Annotated in this window: 21 protein-coding genes and 1 pseudogene; 1 reads left to right on the top strand and 21 read right to left on the bottom strand. The window is 28.6% G+C overall.

From position 1 onward, the window contains the following. Position 1: 1 nt before the first annotated feature. From ureA to ACJDT4_RS09660, 4 genes are all read right to left on the bottom strand, one after another. Entirely contained in the window at positions 2-304 is a 303-nt protein-coding gene (gene ureA, locus ACJDT4_RS09675) for an urease subunit gamma (RefSeq protein ID WP_406787357.1), read from the bottom strand. Between the two features lie 199 nt (positions 305-503). Continuing rightward, positions 504-869 carry an OsmC family protein gene (locus ACJDT4_RS09670; protein ID WP_406787356.1) on the bottom strand — a complete coding sequence of 122 codons (366 nt, stop codon included), beginning with the start codon at positions 867-869 and terminating at the stop codon, positions 504-506. Positions 870-927: 58 nt separating this feature from the next. After that, positions 928-2,145: a DUF438 domain-containing protein gene (locus ACJDT4_RS09665; protein WP_406787355.1), complete on the bottom strand. Its 1,218-nt coding sequence runs from the start codon at positions 2,143-2,145 to the stop codon at positions 928-930. Positions 2,146-2,281: 136 nt separating this feature from the next. After that, on the bottom strand, positions 2,282-2,986 hold the full coding sequence (locus tag ACJDT4_RS09660; protein WP_406787354.1) for a YjgB family protein: 705 nt from the start codon (positions 2,984-2,986) through the stop codon (positions 2,282-2,284). Between the two features lie 196 nt (positions 2,987-3,182). Here ACJDT4_RS09660 and ACJDT4_RS09655 point away from each other — a divergent pair, with 196 nt between their 5' ends. Beyond that, positions 3,183-3,773 (top strand): YdcF family protein, encoded by a 591-nt coding sequence (locus tag ACJDT4_RS09655; RefSeq protein ID WP_406787353.1) that lies wholly within the window; start codon positions 3,183-3,185, stop codon positions 3,771-3,773. Positions 3,774-4,277: 504 nt separating this feature from the next. Here ACJDT4_RS09655 and ACJDT4_RS09650 read toward each other — a convergent pair. From ACJDT4_RS09650 to ACJDT4_RS09570, 17 genes and pseudogenes are all read right to left on the bottom strand, one after another. Then, positions 4,278-4,997 (bottom strand): alpha/beta hydrolase, encoded by a 720-nt coding sequence (locus tag ACJDT4_RS09650; protein ID WP_406787352.1) that lies wholly within the window; start codon positions 4,995-4,997, stop codon positions 4,278-4,280. Between the two features lie 30 nt (positions 4,998-5,027). Continuing rightward, complete coding sequence (locus tag ACJDT4_RS09645) at positions 5,028-5,726, bottom strand: CPBP family intramembrane glutamic endopeptidase (protein ID WP_406787351.1); 699 nt, start codon at positions 5,724-5,726, stop codon at positions 5,028-5,030. Positions 5,727-5,755: 29 nt separating this feature from the next. Next, positions 5,756-7,090, bottom strand: a complete 1,335-nt coding sequence (locus ACJDT4_RS09640; protein ID WP_406787350.1) for a DUF5050 domain-containing protein — start codon at positions 7,088-7,090, stop codon at positions 5,756-5,758. Between the two features lie 76 nt (positions 7,091-7,166). Continuing rightward, positions 7,167-7,325: pseudogene (locus ACJDT4_RS09635) on the bottom strand (IS66 family transposase); the annotation flags it as partial. 187 nt (positions 7,326-7,512) lie between these two features. Beyond that, a complete protein-coding gene (locus ACJDT4_RS09630; protein ID WP_406787349.1) occupies positions 7,513-8,727 on the bottom strand; it encodes a DUF5050 domain-containing protein in 1,215 nt (404 codons plus the stop codon). Positions 8,728-8,817: 90 nt separating this feature from the next. Beyond that, positions 8,818-9,537, bottom strand: a complete 720-nt coding sequence (locus ACJDT4_RS09625) for a YjjG family noncanonical pyrimidine nucleotidase (RefSeq protein ID WP_406787348.1) — start codon at positions 9,535-9,537, stop codon at positions 8,818-8,820. A gap of 53 nt (positions 9,538-9,590) precedes the next feature. Then, entirely contained in the window at positions 9,591-9,911 is a 321-nt protein-coding gene (locus tag ACJDT4_RS09620) for a hypothetical protein (RefSeq protein ID WP_406787347.1), read from the bottom strand. Next, the gene (locus ACJDT4_RS09615) at positions 9,904-10,434 is read right to left on the bottom strand and encodes a hypothetical protein (protein ID WP_406787346.1); all 531 of its coding nucleotides are present in this window, start codon (positions 10,432-10,434) and stop codon (positions 9,904-9,906) included. Before ACJDT4_RS09615 ends, ACJDT4_RS09620 begins: the two co-directional genes overlap by 8 nt. 13 nt (positions 10,435-10,447) lie before the next feature. Continuing rightward, entirely contained in the window at positions 10,448-10,648 is a 201-nt protein-coding gene (locus ACJDT4_RS09610) for a helix-turn-helix transcriptional regulator (RefSeq protein ID WP_406787345.1), read from the bottom strand. Positions 10,649-10,788: 140 nt separating this feature from the next. Next, positions 10,789-11,451, bottom strand: coding sequence for a YjgB family protein (locus ACJDT4_RS09605; RefSeq protein ID WP_406787344.1), 663 nt, complete (start codon positions 11,449-11,451; stop codon positions 10,789-10,791). 277 nt (positions 11,452-11,728) lie between these two features. Further along, positions 11,729-11,968, bottom strand: a complete 240-nt coding sequence (locus tag ACJDT4_RS09600) for a YdbC family protein (protein ID WP_406787343.1) — start codon at positions 11,966-11,968, stop codon at positions 11,729-11,731. A gap of 112 nt (positions 11,969-12,080) precedes the next feature. Further along, positions 12,081-12,395, bottom strand: coding sequence for a DMT family transporter (locus ACJDT4_RS09595; protein WP_406787342.1), 315 nt, complete (start codon positions 12,393-12,395; stop codon positions 12,081-12,083). Further along, positions 12,392-12,796, bottom strand: coding sequence for a YvaD family protein (locus ACJDT4_RS09590; protein ID WP_406787341.1), 405 nt, complete (start codon positions 12,794-12,796; stop codon positions 12,392-12,394). The genes ACJDT4_RS09595 and ACJDT4_RS09590 overlap by 4 nt, the downstream gene beginning before the upstream one ends. A gap of 46 nt (positions 12,797-12,842) precedes the next feature. Further along, complete coding sequence (locus ACJDT4_RS09585) at positions 12,843-13,280, bottom strand: MarR family transcriptional regulator (protein WP_406787340.1); 438 nt, start codon at positions 13,278-13,280, stop codon at positions 12,843-12,845. 254 nt (positions 13,281-13,534) lie between these two features. Beyond that, positions 13,535-13,849: a hypothetical protein gene (locus ACJDT4_RS09580; protein ID WP_406787339.1), complete on the bottom strand. Its 315-nt coding sequence runs from the start codon at positions 13,847-13,849 to the stop codon at positions 13,535-13,537. Between the two features lie 218 nt (positions 13,850-14,067). Continuing rightward, on the bottom strand, positions 14,068-15,366 hold the full coding sequence (locus ACJDT4_RS09575) for a condensation domain-containing protein (protein WP_406787338.1): 1,299 nt from the start codon (positions 15,364-15,366) through the stop codon (positions 14,068-14,070). A gap of 58 nt (positions 15,367-15,424) precedes the next feature. Further along, positions 15,425-15,868 carry a SufBD protein gene (locus ACJDT4_RS09570; protein WP_406787337.1) on the bottom strand — a complete coding sequence of 148 codons (444 nt, stop codon included), beginning with the start codon at positions 15,866-15,868 and terminating at the stop codon, positions 15,425-15,427. Between the last annotated feature and the right edge of the window lie 81 nt (positions 15,869-15,949).

Genomic DNA, 15,949 nt, shown 5'->3' with positions numbered 1-15,949 from the left:
TTTACTTAATTGGATTATGTACTGTAACAAGCTTAGTACCATCCCTAAAAGTTGCTTCTATTTGAACTTCAGTAATCATACTAGCTACGCCTTCCATAACATCCTCTTCTGTTAAAATTTTAGTGCCATACTGCATGAGCTCACTTACGCTCTTCCCATCTCTTGCTGCTTCCATTAATTCCGAGCTTATAAGTGCTATAGCTTCCGGATAGTTTAATTTAAGCCCTCTAGCTTTTCTCTGCTTGGCCAATTCTCCAGCATAATGGAGCATTAACTTTTCCATTTCTTTAGGTGTTAGATGCATATAATAACACATTCCTTTCCTTTACATATTTATTCAAAGTACAAATATAAATAAAAGTTAAGCTGGCGCAAAACCATCTTAACTTCAAATACGTAACTAGAAACAGCTTAAAATCGCATTGAATAATTATTCGCTTTATCAAAATTTAGTGCTGTTTTTTATCAATCTAATACTACAACTTGATTTTATCATTATTTTGTTAAAAGTCAACAGGTTTAAATTCTATTTCTCTAGATAAGGTTTTTCTTACAGGACAATTTTTAACTATATCTAATATATGCTGTTTTGTTTCATCAGTAATATCGCCTAAAATATCAACAGAATAAAGAAACTTAGTTTTACTTTCATCACTCTTGTCTAAATCTACCTTAACAATTACTTTTTCATATTTTATATTTTTTCGATCTAGTACCATTCTCGTCGTAATATTAAGACAAGAAGCAAAGCCAGCGCATAATAAATCATGTGGTGCAAAATATTTCCCTGTTGTATCAGCAATAATAAAAGCATTTTTATTTGAAATTTCTGTACAGTAGTTTTCCTTCTTACTCTCTGAAACTATCATAATATCCCTTCTCACTTGTATTTTTTAATTTATCTCAAGGTTTTAAGGTGGATTATCTTTATTCTGATATCAATCTTTTTTCTCCCTGAATTTCTTTTATTGGATTAATATTTTGTGTAACTTCTAATGTTCCAATATACTCACCATTTTCACCTCTTACTGCAAAATATCTAATATAAACGTAAAGTTCACCCATTTTAATCCAGAAGTCTTCATTTTCCTTACTTCCAGATTTAAAATCTTCAAGCATTTTTTCAACTATATGAACACTTGCTGGTGGATGACAATTTTGAACTGTTCTGCCTATAACTGCTTTTGTTCTTGCAAAAATTCTCTCTTTGGACTGAGAAAAATATTTAACTACATCATCTTGGTCAATAAATGTAATGTCCACTGGAAGAGTATTAAATATTTTATTTAACTCACTAAAAGATAAAACACCAGTATCAAATTTCACATAGCCTTCTCTTATGTTTTCTTCTTCCTTTCTGTCTACATCAACTCTTTCTGGATTCCAGGTTACTTCCGGTTTTACTAGGGAATACCCTATTTCATTACTTTCATCATAAATACTAATCCATTCATCTTCAGAAAGATTATCAACAGCCATAGGAAACAGTATATTTTCTTCTTTAAAAATCATTTCTGTTATTTTATCTATTACTTTATTCATATCTTCTACAAGTTTATTTTTAAAATTTTCAACCTTCAAAAGTTTATTATTTACTTCTTTTATTCCCTGTCTTATTTCATCATCTACCCCCCACATTACTTTGGGAGGAGCAGTTATACCGTATTTTTCAAGGTACGGGAACAATAAATTTTCTTTTCTTTTATAATGCTTATCAATATCAAGAAGTAATTTAAAATCATTTCTAAGATTATTTATATTTTCTTCGCTGATATTTTGGCTAAATTCATCAATATGCTTTTTAACATTGTTCTCAATTAAATTTTTTATAGCATCATTTTCTATTTTAAGAATATTAAGTGGGTGGCCTTTAATATTCTCATAAGATTCAGGTTTATGGATATCTTCTATGGAACCTTTAAATACTGCTGAATGTACATCACATAATTTCTGTACATCTTCAATAGGCATACCTTCCATTATTAGATTCTGCTCCATCTCCGATATTTCTGATGTACTTACCCCTTCTATAAGTTTTTGAAATCTTTCCTTTGCTTCTTCTGGGCTCTTTCCATTATGAAGCTCCATTATAAGCTCTTTTAAAATCTTTTGTCTATATTCCCTGTTATTAATCAATTGGCTCATATGTAATTCTCCTTTCATAAGTATTATTTGTATTATTGCTTATTCTATTAATTTGTTTTTTATATACATCAAAAATTTATAATCTAAAAAAAGAGAAAATCAGCTAAAAACTAATCTTCTCTCTTTTTAATATTTATCACCACTGTCTTCCTGGATCGCTGGCCATAGAATTAGCAGTAGCTGATGGATATAAAACAGAATAATGACGCATTAATGGATCGGACACACTTTTTGTAGGCTCTGGAAATACAAATAAAAGTTTAAATTCCTTAGTTACCACATATCCTATTATTTCTTCACCATTGCTTTTTACATCATACTGAGGCGTTCCGAAATTTCTCTTCACCATCGAAAGCGATATTTTACTTAATCTACTGTCAAAAGATCTAACCTCAAAAATTCGTTCTCCTTTATTTGAACCAAAAACTACATTATGTTTTGAATAAGTTGAGTACATTCCTTTAGCACTTGCTACCCAATTTGAACTATCAGCCTTTCCCCACTTTTCTTCTACACTATAAAGGTTTGTTAATTTAACTGGATACTCACAATTAATCACCCTTCCTTCTGCGGCTAGTGTTTTAATGTCTTGAAGAAGTTTACTTTGTGAATTATTCTCTTCGTTATTTTGTTTTGGATTACTATTAGAAGTATCTTTTTTTACTGTTTCATTTGTTGATGATTGGTTGGTACTAGAACCTGTATTATTATTTGATGATTTATTAGTATTAGAACCGGAATTATTACTGGATACTTTATTTATATTTGAGCAACCCACCAAAAAAAGCAATAAAGAAATAATTGAAACTTTCATAACAAATTTCTTATTAAATAAAATCATATAAACTCATCCCTTTCATACTTAACTATATACTATATTCTGTTACATCTTCAATATTTTTATAACATATATTTACTGTGAATAAAAAATATGTATAATTATAGATAGATATCTTGGAATTTGAAAATTATAAATTACAAGTTTATCCCTACTAATTGGAAGTTATCTATATCTATAAAAGTTATGGGGTGTTAATATGAAAATTATAAATGATATTACAAATTTTATTTTTCTAGAAGACAAGCCACAAAAGGCTGATATTATATTTATTCCTGGATGTGCCTATGCCGAACTTGCTGAACACGCTGCTAGACTTTGGTGCAGCGGATATTCAAAAATCATCCTTCCATCAGGAAAATATAGTGTAAAACGTGGATACTTTCCTGGTCCTTTGTCAAAATCAGATAAATATACTGGGCAATATAAAACAGAATGGGAATTTTTAAAAGATGTGTTAGTTCAAAACGGTGTCGATGAAACTGCTATTTTGAAAGAAGATGAATCAGAAAATACATATGAAAATGCCGTAAATTCAAAAAAAGTTACTGACTCCCATAATCTAACTATAAAAAAAGCCATTATATGCTGCAAGGCATTTCATGCAAGACGTGCTTTAATGTATTATCAGTTGTATTATCCTGAAACAGATTTTATTATTTGCCCTACAGAAACACAGGGAGTAAACAAGGAAGGCTGGTTTAAATCAGATGCTGGCATCGATACGGTAATGGGGGAACTTACAAGATGTGGATGGCAGTTTAAAGATATATTTAAAACATTAATATAGATGACAAATTAAAAGACGAAATTACTAATATCAAATTCCAGTTTATCAGGATACATATTTTATTTATACTTTTAAATTTCAAGTTTCCATATTGTTCATCTACATTCCATTAAAAACATTATAACATTTTTAAAGTTATCAAAATAAAAAAAAGAATAGCAAATGTTGAAGCTATTTACTATTCTTATATTATATAATTTTAAAATTTTACGTTGAACTTCATTCTCATATTATCTTTTAAATTTTCTTGCTTAGATGATCTTATATTATTTTTTATAAACAAACAATTCATATTCTTATATCAATAAAGATATTGGATTAATATTTTATGTACTTAATAAATTAACCGTTAGTAAAAAATTAGGTTGTCACGCTAAAGTCTAGCATAACAACCTAATTTAAATTTCATATTAAATACTACTATAATATTTTCTATTTCTAGTAAAGTCATAGATTACACCTCTACTAAAATATCATTTTTAACTTCTTGAACTCTTTTATGTATTATCTCATTAGCCATACTAAAGCCTTTTCAAACCTCTCAGGTATATCCGTAAAGTGCCCACCATTATTCCACTGAAGAGTCAAACTTGCTTTGACCGAAAGCTGATTTTTAAGTATATCAAAAGCCCTTCGAGTACAGTCACCAACCATAGCCATACGCTGATTGCGGCTTTTTTCCTCTGACTTTCCAAGAGACATATACACCTTGGTTTCATTACTTACAGGTTTGTTTTTTTTCAAAAATTCTATAAAACCATCGTACCACATTGAAGTTGATATGCTGGCAATTTTTCCAAAAACTGAAGTTTTGTACATGGCATATACTGCCACAAGACCTGCTAAAGAATAACCAACAAGTGCAGTATTATTAGGTTCCTCCTTTGTTCTATAATTTTCATCTATAAAAGGCTTTATTTCATAAATAAGCTTATGCAAATAATTATCAGCTTCTCCCTTAAAAGCTTCTGTTTTCTTTGTTAACGCAGGAGCCGGCCACGGAGTAAAATCGCTGTTCCAATTTTGTGGTTCAATACCTATAAGTATAAACGGCTGACAATTATAATCAAAATGTGGTTCAATTTTGCCTATAAGCTCACTTATATTACCCTCGCCATTTACATATACTACTTGGTAATTATTATCTGAAAAATTATAACTTGCAGGAAGATATACTTCACAATTAAAGCTACTTATTTTAAGTTTATTTATAGTTCCGTTCATGTTTTTGCTCCTTGTTTCTATGGTATAAACTCATTTTAAGTCCAGTATACCATGTATAAATGATGGTAACAAAATATTATCATTACGAGTATAAATATATATGAAAAACAAGGCTCCTAATAATCCTCCCCCCATATTGGTATTGGAAGTGTTTCCTAATATAACAATATCAAAAAAAGTCTTATTATTAAACACAATATCAATAGGAACATGCCCCATTCCAAAAAATAGTCCACTTATAACTGTTCCCCAAATTCTGCCTAATCCTACTACTAGCCTTGGCCATAAAAAACCTCTGCAAATCAATTCTTCGTAAAACCCAACAAAAAATATATAAAATAAAGTTTTATTCATAAATATTATACTAATTCCGGTATTTTTAATAAATTGTAGTCTCGTTAATAATAAAAATATAATCCCTACAAGTATAGATGATTTTAATCCTTTTTTTCTAATTCCAACAGTTGATATATATTGTTTTCTGCACTTCAAAATCAAAAACACTGCTAAAAATGCAGGCATATCTGTAATTAAGCCAAACAATAATCTATAACTTCTATTTTTATCATTTTTCATTAAATAAAACAGAGATGAAAACTTTACTAGATACAAAATCACAAAATCTACTATTATATATATCAGAATAAATATTAATGCTATTATTGTATCTTTTTTATCTAAATCATCAAATATTTCAGCTGGAAACATAGATTTTTTTATCATATTCATCGAAATTTTCCTTATCTTTTTCAATATCTTTAGTTATCAGAAACTATACTTGAATCTATACTTTGTTTTTGTGAACCGTCTTTATTTGTAGTATATAATTCCATATCAAATGTTGGGCTATCATAATGTCCAGATGCATATTCAATTTTATTACAAAACAGCATATTGGTTGTAACATTTATACTTTTGCAATAGTCACCTATTAATTTAGTATTTTGTGTTCCATCTGTTTTTACTTCATATACACCGTCACCTAATTTACCTATGGTTGAATAGTAAATCCAATCCCCATCAACATTGAAAAAGAATGGTTGAAATAATTCATTTGCATCAGAATTGAAGGTAATTACTTTCTGAAGCTCTTTTCCATCTAAATCCATCTTATATACATTATTTACAGAATAATTTTCGCCTTCCGAATGAAAGTATATATTTTTGTCATTGACTATCATAAATCTAGTGTCACAATTATGCAGCTTAACTCTATCTGTCCCATCATTTTTAATCTTATATATTCCATCACTTGTATTATAATAAATATAATTATCTTTATAATTAATATTGGATATCCATTTTTCATTAGTTAACAATACTTTATCAGTACCATCTATATCCATTTTATAAATTGCATAATCTAAATCTTCTAAGTCAGAATTAGACGTAAAAGTTTTATAATATATATATTTATTTGTAACAATTAAATCAGAAATATCATCTTGTGAATATATTTCAGTTTTGCATGTACCATCTATTTTCACTTTGTATATTCTAGAGTTTGGATTTTCATTATAATTCCTTACATTTAAATAATATATCCACCCCCCAACTACATTTATATCTGCAACTGAATCATCAAGCAATTTAACTTTTCCTGTTCCATCTGTTTTCATTTTATATAATCCGCTACAAGCACCACCATAGTAAATAAATCCATCTTTCTCACAAGTTTTTCCACCATTAGATATATTACCATTTGTATTTCCACTTTGTTCTATATCATTCTTTATAGAAAAATCCATTTTAGTTTGTCCACTTATTTCTTTTCCATTTACACTATGTACACCATTTCCAACCGTAAGCTCATACTTTGCTCCAGCTTCATATCCAACTTCAGGTGCACCTACTACAACTGATTTATTATCACTACCCAAATTTACAGATACATTCACTTTGCTTCCCATGCTGTCAGTTACAACTATTGCATTTTTAGTTGCATCATCAAAAACTAGCTCCTGATTAAAATGAATTGTCCAACTTTTATTTTTATCTACCACTTGGTTATTTGTAAAAATTGCTGCCTTTGCATTTGTAGATATAAATAATAAAGAACTAACAAAAATTGCTGCTAATACTTTTTTCAACATTTGATTCATCCCCCTATTTTTTTACAGTATTGGTATATTATACTACATAATTATGTAAAATAAAAATGTCGCTAAATTAACTAAGCGCATTAGTTTTTATAGTTTCAATTACGCTGTAAATAACTGTGCTCACAGTTACACCTTTAGATGTATTTGAAAAGATCCAATTCTTTAGTCGCATTACAAAAGCTTTAGTTTCTCTTTCTCCACAGTTATTACTAATTTCAACTATGCCGTCTAAAAAATACTCCTAATTTTTGCATTGGTCACTTGCTTTTCATAAAGCACTTTTGAGCAAAACTTGTTTACTTTTGATATTGAGCTGTAACAAAAAAACATTAAAAAGCTGATTTATTTGATGAACTGCATGCCTAGTTATAAGTTAACCACATATCATGTTTTTGCTCCTTAATTTCACTGTATTACTGCAGCATAATCTTATTTGTTCCATCTATATTCATTTTATAGAGATTTGCCTTATCCTTATTAATTAAATCCACAAAATAAACTGAATCATCTATCACATTTATATAATCCATTGGATTACATTCCGCTAGCTTTATTACATTTTCACCATCTAAATCCATTCTATATATTCCACCATTACTTGGTGAAAAATAAATATGCTTGCCATTAACATTAATTGCTCCACCTTTATCACATATTTTAGTTTCACTTCTACCACTTAAATCCATTTTAAAAACACCGTTACTATTCCACTTTGTATAATAAATACTATTCCCGTCAACTATTACATCATCTACAGTTTCTTTAGTCAACTCAGTTTCATTACTACCGTTTATATCTATCTTATACATATTTCCGTTATCAGAATCATTCATATAATATATCCATCCATTTGATACATTAATGTCTTGAACACAGTCTCCTGTTAATTTGATTTTTCCACTTCCATCAAGTTTCATTTTATACATAAAGCCATTTTTATCAGCATAATATATAAAACCATCAACAACATTAATGTAACTTGAAATTTTATCATCACTTAATTTTGTTCTTCCGGTTCCATCAGTTTTTATCCTATAAATTTTATATCCATCATTACCATTTGAATAATAAATATATCCATTATAAACGTTTATGTAAGATGGACTATCATCAGCTAACTTAACTTTATTACTGCCATCCTTATTCATTTTATATAATTTATCATCAGTGGAAAAAGTATCATAGTATATGTAACTATTATCCTCTGCAAATAAACCATTATCAATAATATTGCCATTTGTATTTCCTTTTTCCTCAACATCATCCTTTATGGAAAAATCCATCTTAGCTTGCCCACTTATTCCTTTTCCATTTACACTATGTACACCATTTCCAACTGTAAGCTCATATTTTGCTCCAGCTTCATATCCATCTTTAGGTGCTCCTACTACAATTGTTTTATTATCAATTCCTAAATTTACAGATACATTTACTTTATTCCCGCTGCTATCAGTTACAACTATTGCGTTTTTAGTTGCATCATCAAAACCTACATCTTGATTAAAATGGATTGTCCAATTTTTACCTTTATCCACCACTTGATTATATATAAAAGTTGCTGCCTTTGCATTTAAAGATATAAATAACAAGGAACTAACAAAAACTGCCAATAATAATTTTTTTAACATTTGATTTATCCCCCTATTTTTCATAATATAGGTATATTATATAACATATTCACTTATATAAAATAAAAAAGTAAGTTTAATTTTCTTACTTTAAATTCTTAATATTCCTAGTAATTCATTTAGTTCTCTTATCTCAAATTTAGGTTGTATTTTAAGCTTATTAATTTTTCTTTTAGAATTAAACAAACACGTGTCAATTCCATATTCATTTCCACCAAATATATCAGTTATAATGGAGTCTCCAACGATTAGCATTTCAGATAGATTTGATGTTCCTAAACTTTTTATTGAATAATCAAAGAATTCTTTACCTGGTTTAGCACAGCCAGCATCTTCAGATATTAAAATATCTGTTATATATGATTTTATTTTAGAATTTCCAATTCTTGATTTTTGAACATGTGAAAGGCCATTAGTAACTACAAAAATTTTATATTGCAAACTTAGTTGTTTACAAACATTCTCGGCACCCTTAACAAGAAAACCGCACTCTGAAAATGAATTAAGATACTTTTCACTTAGCAACTGCGCAGAAATATTAATGTCCAGTAATTCTTTTAAATCTTTAAATCTTTCTACAGAATATTTATAGTACAAATCATGATAATTTATCTGTACATATCTATTTAGCGGCTCATCCAATTTAAATTCATGCCACAATTTATCACATATGCTACTAAACTTCTCAGCAATGTATTTATTACAATTAAATTTAATATCCTCAAGCGTTTTATTTAAAGCAAACCATTCAGCCTTTCCAAAATCTAAAAGTGTATCGTCTGCATCAAACAATATATACTTATATTTCATACAACTCCTCCATTAAAGATAAACCGCCTTAAAACTTGAAATTTATATGGTCTCTAACGAAATTTTTTAAGTGTTTTATAGTAATTGCCTTTATATTCGAACTTTCTAAGATTTGGGCTACTTTGAACTTCGGTAGTTACGTCAAATTCTTCAATTTCTAATTCTGATGAAACATGAACTAATTTAGAAACATTCCCCTTAGTAACTAGATAATAGACCCCTCTTGTACTTAATCCATCTACTACTGAAACAGAATTTGTAAAAATAAAATCTATAATCTTCTCTAAAGCACTCATTTTTTTGCTTCTCAACATTTGAATTATACTATCAGCATCCTTACCAATTTCTAATATCTTTTCATAATACTTATCCATTATTCTCCTCCAAATCCTTAAGTTTTTTATTATATCTTCGAATATGACATTCACCTAAACTATAATCTAATACGAAAGAAATAAAAAATAAAACTATAATTTCAACAGAACAATTTATTACTATGTTAAGCCACTTATCTTTATCTGCAATAGGCAAATAAAAGTCTAAGGGTATTTTCCCAATAAGCGGTAAAACAAAAGAAATAGATACCATCATAGCAATGCTAAACAGAATAGAATTAAATATATAATTTCTAATTCTCTCTCTTTTATAGGCTTTACTTAACTCTATAGGCATTTCTTTTCCAGATACCTTTTTAGGAAGTAAAATTGCTTCATCTTTTCTTCCAACAAATATAATTATAAAAGACATTAAAACTAATAATCCAATTTCCCATGCACAATTTTCAATTTTTTTTGTAGAAATAAATTTATAAAAAATTTCAATTAATAGGTAAACATATGCTACTAAAACAGCAGCCGCGCAAGCTCTTAATCCCAGTTTATATTGCCTTTCATCCATATTTACCGCCTCCTTAATCATCTACATATTTAAACAATTCATCAATTGTAACCTTAAACACTTTAGCAATGTCAGAAGCTAACTTAAGTGAAGGATTATATTCACCACGTTCCAAATGCCCTATGGTTTCTCTTCTAACCCCCACCAATTTAGCTAATTCTGCTTGATTCATATCATATTTTGCTCTATATTCTTTTAATTTTGTCTTTAACACATACTCACCACCTGGAAAAGATATATTTATATATCTTTATGTTATAAATATATATCATTGTACTCGCACTGTCAATAATAATATAGTGAATAGAAAAACCGTGAACATTTAAATTCACGGTTTTTCATATAATAAACTTATTACCACTGCCTTCCACGGTCATTTGCCATAGAATTAACAGTACCTGCGGGATACAAAACAGAGTAATTAGTCATTAAAGGATCTGGATTACTCTTTGTAGGCTCTGGAAATACAAATAAGATTTTAAACTGATCTCCTGCAGTATAACCTATTGTTTCTCGTCCGCCAGTTTTAACATCGTACTTAGGAGTTCCAAAGTTTGACTTTACCATAGAAAGAGAAATTTTGTTTAATTTTGGATCAAGAGATCTAATTTCGAAAATTTGCCCACCCTTATTCGATCCAAAAACAATATTATGCTTTGAATAAGTTGAATACAATCCTTTAGCACTTGCTATCCATGTTGAACTATCAGGTTTACCTAACATTTTTTGAACACTAGTGATATTTGTATTCTTAATAGTATAATCCGAATTAATAACTTTTCCTTGAATTGCATATGTCCTAATGTCTGCAAGAACTACATTTTGTGCTGAATTATTTTTTTGATTCTTTTTAGGACCATTTATATAAGTTTTACTTGATATATTATTAACATCATTCTTAACTTTATTCGCATCGCTATTTAAGGATGATTTTTGAGAATTTGTGCAACCTACTAAAAACAACAAAGAAAGTGCTCCTGTGATTTTTACAATTGATTTTCTATTAAATAGAAACATAATAAAACATCCTCCTAACATAATAATTTTGCCAATATATCTTTTAATTTTGACTATTTTATAATTTAGTATTTCCAATAGCCTAAACATTATTCTAAGATACTCAGCTATATGCTCAAGAGGACTTATTTTTTTATGATGTGATACAATTGTATATTTCTAACTTATAAAATCATTATTTTTTAACACTAGTTTTATTTTAAATTATATTTTTTCCATCATTATCCATAAGTAAAGTAACTTACAAAATACTATTTTAGCATCTATTATTAATCATTTATTCTATATCCAATTCATCAATATCAATTTCATTTAAAATATCCTTCAACTGCTTTAATTCTAATTTACTAAAAGTAATACCTTTTCCCATCTTAATATGAGTCTCATCCCAATCTCTTATATCTAATTTTGCCTTTCTGCCATTCCAACTTATAATGTTTAATTCTCGCCTCCAACCTTTATTTCCCTCAGATAGAATTCCAATATTTTTTATAATATCAAATTTAATTTCCGACATACAATCACTCCCGCTTTACCTATTCCTGTTTATCATAATTACTTTCGTTTAACAAGCCGAATATTAATTTTTATTATACACCTAATTTATATGTAAATAACGCAATATTACATTACTTAATTAAATTTAATCCTACGGTTCCAACCAAAATAAAACCTATAAATATTACTTTTTGCAAGTTTATGGGTTCTTTAAAAGCTATAAGTCCTATAATTGTTAACAGCACTATACCAATACCAGACCAGGTAGCATATGCAATTCCTATTTGTATCTTTTTTAAGGCCAAAGTAAGTGTACTCAAGCTAAGAACATAAAAAATCAGCATAATTACGGCATATTTAATATTAGAGAATCCATTTGATAGTTTCATAAGTGTTGTCCCTGAAACTTCAAAAATTATTGCTAAAAATAAATAAATAAAACTCATATTTTGACACCACCATCCAAACCATCACATAATATCCTCTTTATAAAAAATATTGGGTATATCATCAAGTACAAATTAAAAATCCACCACAGCAAGTCAAAATCATGCCTTATTGTCCAAAATGAAATAGCTTGTAAACCTGAACAAAAAGTTAAAACCAGTGAAATCAAACTAAATTTTCGCCACAATACATTTCTTTTACTATATAAATATAAGCTCAAAAATCCTGTTATCGAAATACACATATCAAGTGTTAAAAATGACCAATTCCATGCTACCAAAATAGAATTCGTATAATCCTTAAATAGTAAATTTTGTGGAATTAAATGAAATAAAGTAACAAACCAATAAAACATAAAACCAATATCAGTAATTAAAAAAATTGCTTTTAATTTTTTCATTATGCTTGCCTCCTAACGCATATTAAATAAAAATCATACTGAAATTTTACAATTGTTTTTCTTTAAGTTTACTTACTACTTGAAACAACAAATTGTTAATACCATCCATTTCTTCATTCGTAAGTAATTCACTAATAATATTTGACAGTTCTAAATATAATTTGTTGTCCCCTTCAATAATTTTTATACCTTTATCCGTAAGCTTTACACGGAAAACCCTTTTATCCTGCTCTGATTGTTTTTTTATTATCAATTGATTTTTTTCCAGTCTTTTAACCAAAGCAGAAATTGCTGGTTTAGTTAAATTAAGTTTATCAGCCAATTCTCCTAGTTTAGGGCTACCAAGCTGGTGGATAGAAGTAAGATAATAGTAATCATTCATATTAAAACTGCCTGCTTGTTTATCAGATAATGTATTATTAATATTTTTAATAGACTTCTCCCAAAAATAATTTGCAATAAAAGCTATGCTATCTTCAATCATTTTTATCTCCCCATGCTAAAATAGTTAAATTTATTTAATTAAATTGTTTTAACTATTTTAGCATACATTTATTTTTATGTAAAGTAAATTCTTTTAATAAAAATAATAGAGGTCTGTGTCGATTAAAACACAGACCTTTTAGCAATCAAGCATTAAAATCCAAATAATTTCCTGCACCTTGAGCCGTATTATTTTTTAAAGAATCAACATAACTATACATAGTATACGGATTTTAAGATAAGATGCTTGAAATATTATTTTGTTATTTCTTTAGCTACATCAGCTTCAATAGTTTTAGCTGCAAAATCAACAATTTCTTTTATTTGATCTTTTGTCAAATGGTCACCATACTTGTTATCTAATTTATCTAATAAATCTACAATTTTGTTTTCTGCAAAATCTTCTGGATGCAATTTTGCCAATGCAATCAATAAATTCTTACATTCATTATACTTTTCATCACCTAATTTATCTTTAGCTAATTTTAATTCAGCCCTTACCTTTACAACTATTGGTGGCACTATAAGCCCTATAACAAATCCTAAAACACTATAGACAAAGTTCTCCATATTAATATTACCTCTTTTTATAATTTTAAAAAAATAAAAAAGCTACTTATTATATTTTATAAGTAACTTTATCTAATAGTGCACATTTTGCCGCTTTATTTAAAACAATTTTTCTAACTTTATTCTTAAACTCTCTTCATCAGAAAGTATATACTTTTTATTATACATTTTCTTCTTTGGTACATGCTCCACACATACTTGCATCACCTTCAAATGTCCTACACACTTTCATCAATCTGGTCATAAATAACACTAGAAGTATTATAAATTTCTGCTTTCTGACGAATATATGGTATTTCTTCTTCCTTAAGAATTTTCTCAAATTCATCTACATACCTTGCTTCAGAAAAACTCTGGAGAAAATCAATAGTAAACATGTCATTAACACAATTCATCTCTATAAGATAAGTAGTAGGAATAACTATGTTATGGATCTCACGAATAAACTTACCAACTGAACCAAATGGATCTCTGCCTGTAGAGCTTACTGAAAATGTTCCAACCTGAAACACCGAATCTGCTTTTCCAAGCTTATCAAGTTTTTCTTGAAGACTTTTAATTCTATCATTATCAATATACTCTCTAACCTGTTTACTAACTTTTTTTAGTATTTGCTCTTTGGAGGCTTTTTCTTTTTGCATTTTACGATACTCATAGGCCCGCTTACCAAGTTGTAATTTTTTCATATCTTTTGTAAGTGGGAGATCTACTGAGGTAACAAGGCATCCTCCCGCTTTATTCTTACCAAGCATAGGTCTACTGTTAACATACATTGTAGTAACAATTGGCAGATTTTGAGCATCACATAGTCGACTAATAACTTCAGAAAAAAAGGTTGTTATCACTATTCCAGGAGTTCCATGATATTCTTTTACATAATTCATAAACTCCTCCTGTGGTAGTAGAAAGGATATTCTCGTGGCCCTTTCTTTCCAAACTTCAGGCAGCTGATAAGCTTCATAAGAATCGCCAATATCATCGTTTGGTAAAATCAAGTCATCTGTAAATGGTTCCTTCCATTCCTCATCCTCAATTTTATTTTCTGTGGTTATAATTCCATCTGGAGATAAATCTACATCATATTTTTCACTGCAATAAAAGAAAAGTACTGTTTTTAAAACTTCCAGCATAGAAATTCCATCAAGAAGTCCATGTGAAGCATCTAAATAGATGTTTTTTTCACTGTATGACCAGGCTATCATATGATAGTTTACTTCAGCACTGCCGAGATTTGCTGGTTTATCAGTATGCTTTACTACGATAGGTCTGCTGTTATGTATATTAATATATTTATCGCCATTTTGAGCAACAGCAATATGATAATATGGGTATCTCTCCATTGCTTTTTGAACATTATGTATAAATATATCACCATCAACTATATCTTTCATAACAACCATAATTCGTATGGTCTGTGGATCACGCTTATTTGAAGCATAGTATATTGCACTAGCTGCACGATTTGGCAGAATCATCTTCTCTGCATTATTAGATAATTTGCATCTTCCGTTTTCCATGGTCTTCCACCTCTCTCCTTATTATAAGTAAATTTTTGTCTTTTATATAACTCTAAATTTAGCGTTTAATTTGTCTTAGTGTAGATGAAATATCTTTGTATACCAAGGCTTCCATACTATCACTATATATTGCAGCATCTGCTTTCAATAAAGTTTCTTGTATATATTCTACTAAACTTGATTTATATTTTGCAATATTCGGTAACGACTTAATACATTGTCTTGCTGTAATTGGTTTTTCATCTAAAATATGTTTTAAATAATCCTCTATAATTTCATCAATTTTGTTTTCCACATCCCATTTAGCATTAGCAGATATTAAAATAATGCCCCTACTTCTTATATATGAATTTTTATTTTCAATCATTTCAGCAAACCTATCAAAAAACTTATAGACAGCATTAGATTTTTCGCTTTCAGTTTCTAACATCTGTAATGCTTGATATGCAGCTTTATTATCTTTAGAAAATAAGCTTTCAACTAATTCCGTGATACTCTCCATGATTTTCACCTTCTATTAATTATTATACAATTGTAATACCCGCAAAAATTTTTGCAATTACAGGTGTTTCCTTCTTCCTTA

The sequence above is a fragment of the Clostridium neuense genome (assembly GCF_045310695.1).
GTDB classification, from domain to species: Bacteria; Bacillota; Clostridia; order Clostridiales; family Clostridiaceae; genus Clostridium_S; species Clostridium_S neuense.
Note: the sequence above shows the minus strand (reverse complement) of the source record. Positions and strands in the feature narration are given on the sequence as shown.

What these genes read in the sequence shown, in the direction of transcription:
- ACJDT4_RS09590 (WP_406787341.1), bottom strand. Translation starts at nt 12,796, where the DNA reads ATGAAAAAATTAAAAGCAATTTTTTTAATTACTGATATTGGTTTTATG.
- ACJDT4_RS09650 (WP_406787352.1), bottom strand. Translation starts at nt 4,997, where the DNA reads ATGAACGGAACTATAAATAAACTTAAAATAAGTAGCTTTAATTGTGAA.
- ACJDT4_RS09595 (WP_406787342.1), bottom strand. Translation starts at nt 12,395, where the DNA reads ATGAGTTTTATTTATTTATTTTTAGCAATAATTTTTGAAGTTTCAGGG.
- ACJDT4_RS09605 (WP_406787344.1), bottom strand. Translation starts at nt 11,451, where the DNA reads ATGTTTCTATTTAATAGAAAATCAATTGTAAAAATCACAGGAGCACTT.
- ACJDT4_RS09670 (WP_406787356.1), bottom strand. Translation starts at nt 869, where the DNA reads ATGATAGTTTCAGAGAGTAAGAAGGAAAACTACTGTACAGAAATTTCA.
- ACJDT4_RS09645 (WP_406787351.1), bottom strand. Translation starts at nt 5,726, where the DNA reads ATGAATATGATAAAAAAATCTATGTTTCCAGCTGAAATATTTGATGAT.
- ACJDT4_RS09600 (WP_406787343.1), bottom strand. Translation starts at nt 11,968, where the DNA reads ATGTCGGAAATTAAATTTGATATTATAAAAAATATTGGAATTCTATCT.
- ACJDT4_RS09585 (WP_406787340.1), bottom strand. Translation starts at nt 13,280, where the DNA reads ATGATTGAAGATAGCATAGCTTTTATTGCAAATTATTTTTGGGAGAAG.
- ACJDT4_RS09615 (WP_406787346.1), bottom strand. Translation starts at nt 10,434, where the DNA reads ATGGATGAAAGGCAATATAAACTGGGATTAAGAGCTTGCGCGGCTGCT.
- ACJDT4_RS09570 (WP_406787337.1), bottom strand. Translation starts at nt 15,868, where the DNA reads ATGGAGAGTATCACGGAATTAGTTGAAAGCTTATTTTCTAAAGATAAT.
- ACJDT4_RS09575 (WP_406787338.1), bottom strand. Translation starts at nt 15,366, where the DNA reads ATGGAAAACGGAAGATGCAAATTATCTAATAATGCAGAGAAGATGATT.
- ACJDT4_RS09620 (WP_406787347.1), bottom strand. Translation starts at nt 9,911, where the DNA reads ATGGATAAGTATTATGAAAAGATATTAGAAATTGGTAAGGATGCTGAT.
- ACJDT4_RS09655 (WP_406787353.1), top strand. Translation starts at nt 3,183, where the DNA reads ATGAAAATTATAAATGATATTACAAATTTTATTTTTCTAGAAGACAAG.
- ureA (WP_406787357.1), bottom strand. Translation starts at nt 304, where the DNA reads ATGCATCTAACACCTAAAGAAATGGAAAAGTTAATGCTCCATTATGCT.
- ACJDT4_RS09580 (WP_406787339.1), bottom strand. Translation starts at nt 13,849, where the DNA reads ATGGAGAACTTTGTCTATAGTGTTTTAGGATTTGTTATAGGGCTTATA.
- ACJDT4_RS09660 (WP_406787354.1), bottom strand. Translation starts at nt 2,986, where the DNA reads ATGATTTTATTTAATAAGAAATTTGTTATGAAAGTTTCAATTATTTCT.
- ACJDT4_RS09640 (WP_406787350.1), bottom strand. Translation starts at nt 7,090, where the DNA reads ATGTTGAAAAAAGTATTAGCAGCAATTTTTGTTAGTTCTTTATTATTT.
- ACJDT4_RS09625 (WP_406787348.1), bottom strand. Translation starts at nt 9,537, where the DNA reads ATGAAATATAAGTATATATTGTTTGATGCAGACGATACACTTTTAGAT.
- ACJDT4_RS09630 (WP_406787349.1), bottom strand. Translation starts at nt 8,727, where the DNA reads ATGTTAAAAAAATTATTATTGGCAGTTTTTGTTAGTTCCTTGTTATTT.
- ACJDT4_RS09665 (WP_406787355.1), bottom strand. Translation starts at nt 2,145, where the DNA reads ATGAGCCAATTGATTAATAACAGGGAATATAGACAAAAGATTTTAAAA.